The 13,374-nt window shown below is 43.7% G+C and carries 10 protein-coding genes; 7 read left to right on the top strand and 3 right to left on the bottom strand.

All coding sequences use genetic code 11. The annotated features are described in order from the left end of the window. The first annotated feature begins 160 nt into the window (after positions 1 to 160). The 4 genes from FHS57_RS23880 to pfkA all read left to right on the top strand — a co-directional run bounded on the left by FHS57_RS23880 (position 161) and on the right by pfkA (position 6,418). Entirely contained in the window at positions 161 to 1,690 is a 1,530-nt protein-coding gene (locus tag FHS57_RS23880; protein ID WP_183978097.1) for a DUF4394 domain-containing protein, read from the top strand. Between the two features lie 134 nt (positions 1,691 to 1,824). Beyond that, the gene (locus FHS57_RS23875; RefSeq protein ID WP_221225716.1) at positions 1,825 to 3,477 is read left to right on the top strand and encodes a hypothetical protein; all 1,653 of its coding nucleotides are present in this window, start codon (positions 1,825 to 1,827) and stop codon (positions 3,475 to 3,477) included. 47 nt (positions 3,478 to 3,524) lie between these two features. After that, on the top strand, positions 3,525 to 5,174 hold the full coding sequence (locus tag FHS57_RS23870) for a hypothetical protein (protein WP_183978093.1): 1,650 nt from the start codon (positions 3,525 to 3,527) through the stop codon (positions 5,172 to 5,174). A gap of 269 nt (positions 5,175 to 5,443) precedes the next feature. Beyond that, the gene (gene pfkA, locus FHS57_RS23865) at positions 5,444 to 6,418 is read left to right on the top strand and encodes a 6-phosphofructokinase (RefSeq protein ID WP_183978128.1); all 975 of its coding nucleotides are present in this window, start codon (positions 5,444 to 5,446) and stop codon (positions 6,416 to 6,418) included. A gap of 58 nt (positions 6,419 to 6,476) precedes the next feature. On the opposite strand, the gene FHS57_RS23860 is transcribed toward pfkA, so the two are convergent. Further along, entirely contained in the window at positions 6,477 to 7,241 is a 765-nt protein-coding gene (locus tag FHS57_RS23860; protein ID WP_221225714.1) for a YdcF family protein, read from the bottom strand. 99 nt (positions 7,242 to 7,340) lie between these two features. Here FHS57_RS23860 and FHS57_RS23855 point away from each other — a divergent pair, with 99 nt between their 5' ends. Further along, positions 7,341 to 8,768, top strand: a complete 1,428-nt coding sequence (locus FHS57_RS23855) for a TlpA family protein disulfide reductase (protein WP_183978090.1) — start codon at positions 7,341 to 7,343, stop codon at positions 8,766 to 8,768. Positions 8,769 to 8,831: 63 nt separating this feature from the next. Beyond that, the gene (locus tag FHS57_RS23850; protein ID WP_183978088.1) at positions 8,832 to 10,241 is read left to right on the top strand and encodes a thioredoxin-like domain-containing protein; all 1,410 of its coding nucleotides are present in this window, start codon (positions 8,832 to 8,834) and stop codon (positions 10,239 to 10,241) included. 69 nt (positions 10,242 to 10,310) lie between these two features. Here the strand turns inward: FHS57_RS23850 and hisS are convergent, their stop codons facing one another. Next, positions 10,311 to 11,672: a histidine--tRNA ligase gene (gene hisS / locus FHS57_RS23845; RefSeq protein ID WP_183978087.1), complete on the bottom strand. Its 1,362-nt coding sequence runs from the start codon at positions 11,670 to 11,672 to the stop codon at positions 10,311 to 10,313. 365 nt (positions 11,673 to 12,037) lie between these two features. Then, the gene (locus FHS57_RS23835; protein ID WP_229601437.1) at positions 12,038 to 12,394 is read right to left on the bottom strand and encodes a hypothetical protein; all 357 of its coding nucleotides are present in this window, start codon (positions 12,392 to 12,394) and stop codon (positions 12,038 to 12,040) included. A gap of 93 nt (positions 12,395 to 12,487) precedes the next feature. Between FHS57_RS23835 and FHS57_RS23830 the strand changes: the two genes are divergently transcribed. Next, a complete protein-coding gene (locus tag FHS57_RS23830; protein WP_183978086.1) occupies positions 12,488 to 13,255 on the top strand; it encodes a class I SAM-dependent methyltransferase in 768 nt (255 codons plus the stop codon). Positions 13,256 to 13,374: the final 119 nt, after the last annotated feature.

The raw sequence follows: 13,374 nt of genomic DNA, 5'->3' as shown, positions 1-13,374 counted from the left end.
TTTTCGGCGCACTACAGTCAACCTCTCGAAAGTCTTGGAGCTTTCGAGAGGTTTTTTTTGAAAATTTCTCCTTCGCTTAAATCCAGAAAAGGTAGTTCTGCGTAGATACATACAGTTTAGAAATAAATGTACAACCCAACTAGCAAAACTAACTTAAGTCATGACTTATCCACCAAAATCACGTCTCCTCCTTTCTGCAATGGCGGCAATCGTTGCGGTCTTTGTTTTCAATGCCTGCCAAGACCACCGCATGGCTCCAAATCCTCAAACTTTACCCGATGCGCCTTTTTACGCTTTGACTTCATCTAATCAGCTTTTAGCCCTCAATGTACGGGCAACCAACGCCCCTACTGCGACTGTCAGTATCACAGGCTTGATGCAAGGGGAACGTATTTTAGCCATTGATTTTCGTCCAGCTACGGGACAGTTGTACGGTGTCAGCGACGGTAGCCGCATTTATGTTATCAACCAGATGACAGGTGTGGCACGTGCCATTGGTACTGCTCCGTTTACTCCTGCTCTCAATGGTTCAATGGTAGCCTTAGACTTCAACCCAACTGTTGACCGTATCCGTCTTGTTACTGAAGCAGGACAAAACCTTCGTCTTCACCCAGAAACAGGTGCGACAGCAGCCGTAGATGGCAACATCAACGGTGCAGCAGGTGCAATGATTGCTGGAGGTGCTTATACCAACAATAAAGCAGGTGTGACTACGACTGTTTTGTATGACATCGACCCTGCCACAGACCGCCTTTATCGCCAAGACCCACCTAATAACGGTACGTTGGCCGAGGTAGGCTCATTGGGTTTAGACATTACTGCAGTGGGTGGATTTGACATTGCTCCTGACGGAAACGCCATTGCTTCGGTTACTTTTGGCGGAAACACTGAATTACAGCAAGTCAATTTGATGACAGGTCGTATGCAGAAATTAGGTGACTTACCTAGCAACGTTATCGGTATTGCCATTCCAACGGAGCCTACAGCTTACGCGGTTGACAATACGAATAACCTCCACATTTTCAACCCAATGAATCCAATGCCTATCACGAAAGCCATCACAGGTTTGCAGTCGGGTGAAATGGTTTTGGGGATTGATTTCCGTCCTGCCAATGGTCAATTGTACGCACTAGGAAGCACTAGCCGCCTTTATACCATCAATACCTCAAACGGCGCGGCCACGGTAGTAGGTGCAGGGCCATTTGCTTCTACTTTGTCAGGTACAGATTTTGGATTTGACTTTAACCCAACCGTTGACCGCATTCGCGTCGTGAGCAACACAGGCCAAAACCTTCGTTTACACCCCGATACTGGCGCAACTGCAGCCGTAGATGGCAACATCAACCCAGGTACGCCAAGTGTGACAGCTTCTGCTTATACCAACAACTTTGCAGGTGCTACTACGACCACCCTTTACAACATTGAAACAACGGGCGGTAATGCCATGCTATACACCCAAAACCCACCAAACAACGGCACACTTGTTCCTGTAGGTTCACTTGGTATCCAAGCCGAAAGTGGAAATGGTTTTGACATTGGTGGCATGAGTGGCATGGCCTACGCGCTACTCCGTTCGGGTGGTACAACACGCGTTTATGCTGTCAACCTAACCACAGGTGCTGCAACGGGTGGTGCCGCTATCCCAGGCAACCCAATGCTTCGCGGAATGGCCTTGGGATTAGGGTTTTAATTTCCTGATACAGTATTCTTATAAAGAGCCGTCGGAGAAAACCCTCCGATGGCTCTTTGTTTTAGCAAAATACCGATTTATTTTATCAATAAAGTATTTTTTCGTTATTTTGCTGCGATTACAAATCGTATTCTATGCAATTTTCAAGTTGGCTCGACTTCGGCGGTTCTCCTATTTTTTGGTGGTTGATTGGACATATTTTTTTAGGAAGCTTTACCCTTTGGCTCATTTTAAAGAAGCGCCCCTTTAGTGAGTTTTTTTTCATATCAGCGCTTTTCCTTTTTTCTGGATTTATGCGCCTGCCCATTTTTCTGTACAACCTCCCTCTCAATCCCGATGAAAGCCAAATGTTAGCTCAAGGCTTAACGCTAACAGTTGACCCCTTAATTTATCGTTCTTTTGATCCAACTACCAGCGGGCCTATCAATACGTATCTTTTGACACTTGTTCATTTGCTGGGCTTTCCGCTCAACTTTCACACTGCTCATGTATTGAGTTGGCTTGTTACGTTAACAGCCATTTATTTCCTCTACAAAGCCCTCAACTATTTAGTACCAACCTACCTAGCCCAACTAGCCGTTATCCCCACGATTGCCTTTGTTAGTTTTGCCCAAGATGCCAACTATATTCATTATTACAGCGAGGGAATTGCGAGTATCTTACTGAGCTACTGCATCTTTCTTCTTGTTCGCTGGGGGCATCTTAAAACTTATACCATCACCGAATTGATTGCTTTTGGGGTCTCAATCACCGTGATTGTTTTATGCAAAATACAAGCTATTCCCTTGGCTTTTATCCTTGGTGTTTGGAGTTTGGTGTTGCTTTTTATGTTAAAAAAGAAAAAATGGGTTCTTCACGCAGTTATTGTGTCTGGTAGTGTACTTGCCGTAGCGGGGATATGGTTATTATACATGCAAGTAAATGGGCTACTTGACGACTTTTTCCTTTATTACATCGTGGGCAATGCACAGCTAAAAGTGCATTTTAACGATGAGTCGTATCGAAGCCCCTGGCTTTTTTTGGTACGTTTTCCCTTTATCATTTACAAAAAAACTGCGGAGCTAAACTATTGGTTTGTTCCATTTTTAGTACTTGGATTCGTATTTTTTTTCACGCTTTTTTCAAAAACAGTCCTAACCAAAGTAACCAAAAGCAACTACTATTTTTGGCCGATGATGTTCAGTTTTTTCTTAATGGTCATAGCGGTTATTATACGGACGGGCAGCTTTTACCCTCACCATTTTTTGTACTTTATTATCCCTGGCTGTTTGTTGACGGGGCTATTTCTCCAACAACTCACCTTCCCTTCCATTTGGAAATGGGGGGTACTGCTGACTCAATTAGTGTTTTTGGGGGATGGAATTAAGCGTCTGGTCAATCACTTCCCCCTTAATGTTTATGAAACTGCGTATTCTCGTCAAAACGAATTGGGAGATGTTAGTAAAACTATCTTAAAATATGGAAAACCAGGCGATTATTTGGCCGTCTGGGGGTGGTCATGTGAATACCATGTTGAAACCCAAATGCCCCAAGGAGTCAACGAAAACCATTCGGTTCGGAGTGCTATGAAACATCCTTTGCAGTCGGACTATTACCAACGTTACCTACACGACCTTCAACGGACTAAGCCAAAAGTGTTTGTTGATGCCATTACCAGTAAAACCATTTGGATGAATGACCCCAAAAAATATGGGCACCAAAACTATCCCGAATTGGCCAAGTTTGTTGCCGATAATTATGTATTCAAAGCCGAAATAGATAGTGTAAAAATTTATGTCGCCCGCTAGTGTCTGTTCAATAATCCACCTTTAGCATTATCCATTACTCAGTTGTTATGAATCCTCTGGAGGTCCAGTTTAGTACAAACCCATTTGTTTTCCAACTCGTAGGTCACCTGCTCATTGCAGCATTTAGTGTTTGGATTTTGCTTCGAAAACGTCCGCTTTCGGATGGCGTTTTTATTGTCGTTTTAGTGGCGCTTACCGCCCTCATGCGGCTTCCAGCTTTTCTGTTTAACCATGAACTCGACCCCGACGAAAGCCAAATGCTGGCCCAAGGTCTAACGCTTTCCATCGACCCTGTGGTGTATCGCTCCATCGACCCTACCACGGGCGGGCCACTGACCAGTTATTTATTGAGTGGATTTGCCCATCTTGGGTTTACCCTCGATTTTCATTTGGCACATATTCTCAGTTGGGTTCTGACCCTACTGGGGCTTTTAATCGGTTATTTCACGGCCAAAGCTCTAAACCTTGCTGCCACCGCTCAGTGGGCTTTGCTTCCCTTTGTTTCCTTTATCAGTTTGGCCCAATATCCCGATTTTATCATTTTCTACAGCGAAATCACCTCCATTTTAGTCCTCAACGCCACGGTATTTTTCTTAGCCTATTGGAATCAAAAAAAAGGTTTTCAGGCAAGCGAATTAGTGATTTTTGGGGTACTACTTGGCATGATTCCTTTGTGCAAACTCCAAGCCTTACCCATGGCTTTTGTCATTGGCGTTTATGCTTGTGTCCAATTGTTTTTGTACCAACGTTCCAAACTCCTCTCCCATTTTCTTTACTTAACGCTGGGATTTGTGGGCTTGTGGGCTGTTTGGTGCCTTTTTCTGGCCAAAAACGACGTCTTAGACGATTTTTATACGTATTACATCGAGGCCAATTTGGCCTATAAAGACAACCTTGCTGGCAGTGTTGTAAAACGAAGTAAGTTCGTTAACTTCTTCCGCCTCCCTTGGGTAATTATCAACAAAGGCTGCGGATTTGAGTGGCTTCTCTATCCCTTTATGCTGCTTTCTTTGGTGGCTGGTCTTGTAATAATCATCAAAAAGCGCATACGTAACGGCATTTCGCTTGACGCTTATTTTTGGGTGATGCTGGGGGGATATTTGTTAATGGCCAACCTAGCTATCTCCCGAACGGGTAGTTTTTACGAGCACTACTTTCATTACTTGTTTTTGCCCTTTTTGCTGTTATTTAGCCTTTTTTTAAAACACCTCCCATCTCAAACCAAATGGGTGATGGTTTCGACCCAAGTAGCTTTTTTTGTGCTTTTTGTTAACAATACGGTGCATAATAGGCCCACAAATAAATTTACTTCTACGCCACGCCCTGCCGATGTTACACGGGCAAAAGTTGCCCACCAAATTCTCCAATATGGTACCCCTGGACAATACATGGCCGTCTGGGGATGGTCGTGCGATTTATACGTAGCTACCCAAATGCCCCAAGGAGTTAACGAAAACCATACACCTCGTAGCGGGATGTACCATTCCTATCAAAAACACTACTATCAACGGTATTTGCGTGATTTGAAACGAAATCAACCTGCTATTTTTGTGGATGCTGTCACTCCAAGAACCATTTGGATGGATAACCAAAAAAAATATGGACACCATAATTACCCCGAATTGGCCGAATTTATTGCTAAAAATTACCAGTTTAGGGCAGAAGTAGAGGGAGTGAAAATTTTTTCGCACAAATAACAAAACAAAACATTAACTCTTGACTAACAGACCATTACGCATTTTAATTTCCATAAGTCATCGTCAAAATTACCTAGAAATCAGTTATCAAAAATGATAGATTTCCGCCCATAACGCGGGAGATGCTTCGGTTAAATTTTGAAGAAATTTTCAAAATATTCGGTATTTCACCGAAATACAAAATAAATTTGTGTGTTTGAAGTAGCTAATACGGCTTGTGTATCTTATTAACTGCTGAAATAACTAACCACCTTAATACCTAACTTATGATTAAAAAAATAGCAGTCTTTACCTCTGGTGGCGACGCCCCTGGTATGAACGCGTGTATTCGCGCTGTGGTTCGAAGCGCCATCTATTATGGTATCGAAGTATATGGCATCCGACGCGGATACAACGGCATGATTGCCGGTGACATTTATCAGATGACTTCTCATTCTGTTAGCAATATTATTCAACGCGGTGGTACCATCCTCAAGTCGGCTAGAAGCAAAGAGTTCATGACCAAAGAAGGCCGTCAAAAAGCCTACGAACAAATTCAAAAATTTGGCATTGAAGGACTTGTAGCCGTTGGTGGTAACGGAACTTTTACGGGGGCAACTATCTTTTTTGACGAGTACGGCATCCCGACTGTTGGTGCCCCTGGAACAATCGACAACGACCTCTACGGAACAGACCATACCATTGGCTACGATACGGCAGTAAATACGGCCTTGGAAGCCATCGACAAAATTCGTGATACGGCAGACTCGCACGACCGCGTGTTTTTTATTGAAGTAATGGGTCGTGACTCTGGCTATATTGCCATCCAGTGCGGAATTGCTGGCGGGGCCGAAATTGTAATGGTTCCCGAAGTACTCACGCCGATTTCGGAAGTGGTAGAAACCCTCAAACAAGGCTGGAACCGTTCAAAATCATCGTCTATCATCGTCGTAGCTGAAGGAGACGAAGAAGGAAACGCCGCCGAAGTAGCCGATAAAATCAAGGCACGCTTGGAAGTTGATATGGACATTCGGGTAACCACCCTCGGTCACATTCAGCGGGGAGGTATTCCTACAGCTTATGACCGCATCTTGGCCAGTCGCCTTGGATTGGGTGCCGTAGAAGGACTCATGAACGGCCAGAAAAATATGATGGTGGGAATCATCAACAACGAACTGGTATATACCCCTTTCCGTGACACCATTCGATTGCCAAAACCAATCAATGAAGACATGTTGCGAATGGTAAAAATCTTAAGTACGTAGTACATTCTATTCTACATCTGGTGGTGTCATCCGACTCCCCAGATGTATTATTTTTCTTCTACAAGTATCCCATTATTTTATAGATCGTGTAGCCAACCATTTCGTGCCAAACGAAATAAAACGCAACGAGCGCTTCTTCCGAAGGGAAAAACTTGTCAATCCAGATGTCGTAATTCTCTTGCAGAAAGTGGGCAGGAGAAGGCACCACCTCTACCCCCGCTTTTCGGAAACATCCCAACGCCCTTGGCGTATGAAATGCCGAAGTGATGACGACACATTTGTTGGTTCCTAATTGTTCTTTCAGGATTTTTGCCGTGTAAGCGGCATTGTCACGTGTGTTGCGCGCCATGGGTTCCTGAATAATATCTTCGGCAGGTACACCCGAATAAATCAAGTATTGTCGGATACCGTCGTTTTCGGAAGTAGTATGTTTATTGGTCAAAAAAGACCCTTCGCCTCCGCTGATGATTATTTTTTTGATTTTGCCCAATCGGTACAACTCAAAAGCCTGCGTAGCTCGGTCACCGCTTTTGCCCAACCACACTTGCTTTGTTTGATAGTCATACTTTTTGATGATGCCGCCCGTCAACACAGCCCCCACTTGGTACTCACTCGAAATCGCCTGAGAAGGCGTCTCCCATGCCTTCAAAAGTTCATTCACCAAGATGGGACTACTCATCAAATACAAAAAAAAGAGGGACAATCCTGTAATCCAACGGCTTCGGGTACGGTTTTTGAGAAACATTGCGTAAACAATAGCGATTGAAACCATTGTCAGGGGCATTAATAATACGTCAAATGTCTTGGAGAGAATATAAAACATAAACTGGGTTGTAAATCGAACGCTAAAAACGCGAAAATTTCGTTTAAGTAACTAAAAATAATTACGCTATTTTTGGGATTACAATAAAATAAAATCAACATGAAATTTACGAGTACGCTTTTCTTTCTTCTTCTCTGCGTCTTTTACGGCGTGAATGGACAAGGCAATTATCGAATTGAAGGACAAGTGAAGAATTTTAAGAGTGGAGATTGTATCTTGGCAAACTACTATGGAACCCAGATTTATGCCAAAGACACTGCCAAAATCGACGCCAACGGAAAGTTTGTTTTTGAAGGTGAAAAACCGCTGCTAGGTGGTGTTTATGAGGTCGTTTTTCCTGATCGCAAAAATTTATTTCGCGTATTAATCACTGATGACCAACAATTTAGCTTCCAATGCGATACCACCGATTTGATTTCAAGCACCAAATTTTCTGGTAGCCGCGACAACGAGCTCTTTTACCAGTTTCAAAAGTTTATGCGGGAAAAAGACAACCAGTATAAACAATTGAGAGACAGCAAACTCCCCGAAACTGACAAGCGGTACAAAGATTTGCAAGAGCAACGGAAAGCCTTCTATGATAAATTTATGAGTGACAACGAGGGCAGCTTTACGGTGAAGTTGTTCAAAACGTCGGCAGAACCCGAAATTCCACCTGCTCCCAAAAAAGCCAACGGAAAGGTGGATTCTTTGTGGATGTTTAATTATTATAAAGCTCACTTTTGGGATAGTTTTGACTTTGCCGATGAACGAATGATTCAGACTCCTTTCCTTGAACAAAAACTCAAACGTTATTTCCAAGATTTGACGATTCAGTCGGAAGATTCTATTACCAAAGAAGCCGATTTCGTCGTTGGCAAGGCCATTGCGGGTAAGAAAAAAGACATTATTTCGTACTGTATTTGGTTCATTACCAACCAATACGAAAACGCCAAAATTGTTGGAACCGAAGGCGTATTTGTCCACATGGGCGAAAAATATTACCTCACGGGAATCATGCCCGTTTCAGACACGAGTACCCTCAAAAACGTTCGTGACCGCATCAAGGTTCTAAAACCACTTTTGGTCAACAAAGTGATTCCTGACATTGGGGTAATGAGCTACCGCGCCGCCGACCGTCTTGAGTACATTCATGGCGTAAAAGCCGATTATCAGGTATTGTTTTTTTATTCACCGACTTGTGGTCACTGCCGCGAATCGGCACCCAAGCTAAAAGCTTTGCAAGAGAAGCTTTATTCGCAAGGGGTAGAACTAATGACCATTTCGGTAGATGGTAGCGAAGATGAATGGCGGAAATTTATCAAAGAATTTAAGCTCGAAAACCTGACCAATGGCTACGGATTGGTCGCTTCAAGACAGGTCGTGTATCGTACCGACTACGATGTTTTTTCTACACCTACGATTTATATTCTTGACAAATCGAAGAAAATCATTGCCCGCCGCCTCGGTGTCGAAGATATTGAACCGTTTTTGAATGTTTACAAAAATCAAATTGCGCAAGAACAGAAAAAAAGTAGTTCTAAATAGCTCGTTTTGAACCTCCCGAAAGTTTTGAACTTTCGGGAGGTTACCCCTCGTAACCTACCTACTATGAAAAAAATAGCTTTACTTTTATTTACATACTTGTTATACAGCCAAAGCTGGGCACAAAGTGGCTACAAAATCGAAGGCACTATCAAAGGGCTCAAGCCTGGCGCTTATACCTTGGCTCACTATTTTGGGTATGACCAAACCATCACCAAAGATACTGCCCTTGTTGACGACAAAGGTGTTTTGAGTTTTACGGGCTCAAAATCGCTACCAGAGGGCCTTTACATGGTATTAAAACCCAACAAAAGCCGCTTACTTGATTTTATCGTGGGTCCAGAACAGCACTTTTCGTTTGTCAGCGATACATTAAGTATTGTTGGTAACATGAAAATAGAAGGTTCGCCCGACAACGAGCGTTTTTTCAACTACCAGCAAAAAATGCTTGGTTACTCCCAAGAACTAACCTTGGTTCAAGCCCAAGCAAAGGTGCGGCAAGACATGATAAGTCAAGCAAAAATTGGCACCATTCGTCGTCAAATGTCGGAATATTACCATCAGTTTGTCAAAGAAAACGCTGCTACCTTTACGGGGAAAATTTTGAGTGCTAGTAATGAAATTGCGCTTCCTACGCCTCCCAAACGCCCCGATGGCCGCCCTGATTCGGCTTGGTTGTTTAACTATTACCGTGCGCATTTTTGGGACAATTTTGATTTTAGTGACGAACGCCTCGTTCGCACGCCTTTTCTCCAACGCAAACTCGAACGCTACCTTCAAAACCTGACGTTTCCAGCGCCAGATTCACTCATTCAGGCCAGCGACTATGTGATCGGAAAAGCACTGAAAGGTGGAAGCAAAGAAATGCAGGCCTATTGTATTTGGTATCTGACCAACCAAGCCGAAACCCCAAATACTGTTGGAGGCGATGCTGTGTTTGTACACTTGGCCGAAAAATATTATTTAGGCGGCATTATGCCCATCACCGACTCCAGTACGGTGCAGAATATCCGCAGCAGGGTAGCAATTATGAAACCATTGCTCGTCGGCAAGTCCATGCCTGCACTTGCCCTCAGCGATACCGCAAGAATTGGTTTTAAACTAGCAGACATTCAATCGAAATACACCGTTGTGTTTTTCTATGACCCCGATTGTGGGCATTGCCGACAGTCAACTCCTGAGTTAAAACGGTTTTCGGAAAAATATACGTCCAGCGTTAAAGTTTTGGCAGTGTCAGTGACGGGTTCGCCCGACAATTGGAAAAAATACATCCATGATTTTGGCGTAGGTGCATGGCGTCACGGGTATGATTTCAGTTTCAGAACTGATTTCCGCAAAGAATTTGACGTGGTAAACACGCCCATGGTGTATGTGTTAGACAAAGACAAGAAAATTATCGCCCGCAAGATGGCTGTAGAGCAACTAGATAGTTTCATTGATTTTTATGAAGAACAATCGAAGCTTTCAAAGAAATAAAGCTCCACAAAAAATCCCCGCGAAATTGAATTCACGGGGATTTTTTGTGGACAAGACAGCCAGTAGTCGTTAGGCAAATAAAGCCAAGATAGAGGCTAAGTCCAATTTCTGTTGCTCTCCTGAGTGCATATTTTTTAGCGAGTACGTTCCCGTTTGAATTTCTTCTGACCCAATGATTAGCACGTACGGAATGCGCTTACGGTCGGCATAATCAAATTGTTTCTTGAGTTTTGAAGCATCGGGGTACAATTCGGCATTGATACCTGCCTCACGCAATTGGCGAAGAACCCCCAAGCCGTGTGCCTCAGCCGCAGCATCAAAATTGGTAATCATCACTTGGGTAGAAACCGACTGATTTTCGGGAAATAATTGGAGTTCTTCCATCACATCATAGATACGATCAACCCCAAACGAAATCCCCACCCCCGAAAGTCCAGGCATGCCAAATGTCCCCGTTAGGTTGTCATAACGACCACCACCCGAAATACTTCCCATTTGTACACCGTTCGCTTTTACCTCAAAAATCGCCCCTGTATAATAGCTCAAACCGCGCGCGAGCGTCACGTCGAGTTCCATTTGTGGTGCATTGAGGCCAAAGTGAGTTACTTTATTCCAAACATCTTCCAACTCAGTCACTCCTTTCGTACCAATTTCAGAATCAGCCAACCACGCTTTCAAGCGCTCAAAAATCGTTGATTGGTCGTTGGTTAGTTCATAAATGGGCTGAAGTTTGGCAATGGTTTCTGCCGAGAATCCCCGCGACGCCAGTTCTTCTTCTACCTTTTCTTTTCCAATTTTATCCAATTTGTCGATGGCCACGCACATCGGGCCTTCCTGTCCTGGGGCGCCAATTACCTCGGCAATTCCGCTCAAAATTTTACGGTTATTGATTTTTACCGTAAAATTTTCAACGCCCAAACCACGCAACACTTCGTGAATCATCAATACAATTTCGGCCTCACACACCAACGAATCGGTGCCTACCACGTCGGCGTCACACTGATAAAACTCACGATAGCGACCGCGTTGAGGACGATCAGCACGCCACACAGGTTGAATTTGATAGCGCTTAAAGGGCATCACCAAATCACTACGGTTCATCACCACATAACGCGCAAAAGGCACGGTAAGGTCGTATCGTAGTCCTTTTTCCGACACTTTGAGGGTCATTTTTTTATACCCCTCTTGCAAATCGGTTTCGGTAACTTTTTCAATAAAATTACCTGAGTTCAGAATTTTAAACAGCAACTGATCTCCTTCATCGCCATATTTTCCCATCAAAACGGAAAGATTTTCGATGGAAGGTGTTTCGAGTGGCTGAAACCCATATCGCTGAAAAACGCGTCGAATTGTATCAAAAATGTAATTACGCTTATTCATTTGCGCGGGGCCAAAATCGCGCGTTCCACGGGCCAAAGAGGGCTTACTCATTGTTATAGTCGGTAGTTGATAGTCCACAGTCCACAGTGCTTTTTTTGAATTCAGTTCATTGACCATCAGGGGTGGCCAATGAACTGTGGACTTTTCTAACCACAAAAGTAGCGTCTCTACCGAAAAAAAAGAGCGAAAGAGCTTACTTTTTTAAAAATGAATCCGTATTTTTGCGGCTCATTTTACAAGAAACATACAATACATTTAGATAATACGACAATGGCAGTTACTAAACTTTTGCGTAAAAGTAAGCGCAACGTAATGATTCCACAGAACAAGCAAGTGTTAATGAAACAACGCAGCTGGAAACCAGAAATTAAGAGAGTGGACGTTGAAGCTATCAAGGCTGAGTTCGCCGCTAAAGCTTAAACAATCTTGCCGCCTTGAGCGGCATTTTTCTTTTTCAGCGCAAGCTCAACCTCCTTTTGCATCTTTTTCAACTTTCGCCGCGTTTCTTGTCGGAATTGGTATTGAATCCTAAATACAATTGCCTGACCAAAGAAGCCAAGCCCTGCATTGATGACCACCAAGCTGTAGGTTCCCATCATAAACCACTGACGAAAGGGAGCGTTTGTATGCTTGAGGTGGCCTGCTTCACTAAAAACGCACAAGCCATAGCCAATCATTAATAGACTGATGGGTGCCAAAATGTATGATTTTGTACGCGAACTCATGCGCTTGATGAGCTTTTTACCAGGCGGTTTCGATGTTTTTGGAATCATCTTTGTTAGTGGTGTCGTAATTGGTTTTGGAATTATGGCGAAAAGTAAAAACTTTGCAGCACTTGTAGAATAAAAATTTGATAAAATTCACGAATGAAAGACGTTATTAGTTGGGTTTTGCGGCATATCCCGCGTAAGTACTTGCAGTTGGTTAGTCACATTGGCGTACGCGTATTGGCTATTTTTTACAGTGGTAAGGGAGTGGAATGCAGTGTGTGCGGCAGCGAATTCCGCAAATTTTTACCTTATGGCCGCTCTGGGCGCGACAATGCCCTTTGTCCAAACTGCTTGTCGCTCGAACGCCACCGCCTGATGTATTTGTACCTCCAACGGAAAACCAACTTTTTCAAAGACAACCTGAAACTCCTTCACGTAGCTCCCGAATATTGTTTTATCGACCGTTTTGAACGTTTAAAAAACATCGACTACATCACGGCTGACATCGAATCGCCTTTGGCAAAGGTCAAAATGGACATCCACCAAATTCCATTTGAAGCCAACACCTTCGATGTGGCTTTCTGTAACCACGTCATGGAGCACGTTGAGGATGACATCAAGGCCATGTCCGAGCTTTATCGGGTGCTCAAACCTGGCGGCTGGGCCATTATTCAGTCTCCGCAAGATTGGTCGAGGGCTACCACGTTTGAAGACCCGACTATCACCGACCCCAAAGAGCGTGAAAGGCTTTTTTGGCAAGATGACCACGTGCGCCTTTTTGGGCGCGATTACGGCCAACGCCTCGAAAAAGGTGGATTTAAAGTAACCGAAGACCGTTTTGTGATGGACGAACTTAGCAAAGAAGAAGCAAAGCGTTTTGCCTTACCTGGTAGCGAGATTATCTATTTTTGCCAAAAGGTATAACCTCCGCCAACAAGATACAAAAGAGCCACGGGAGAAATCTCTCGTGGCTCTTCAACTAGTAGAAATATTTCCTCTTCTAAACTCACAATAGAAAAGAAACAGTGTGGATTCTTAAAAAC

Origin of the sequence: Runella defluvii, from assembly GCF_014195535.1 — a bacterium.
Lineage (GTDB): Bacteria > Bacteroidota > Bacteroidia > Cytophagales > Spirosomataceae > Runella > Runella defluvii.
This window is presented reverse-complemented; position numbering and strand designations above follow the sequence as displayed.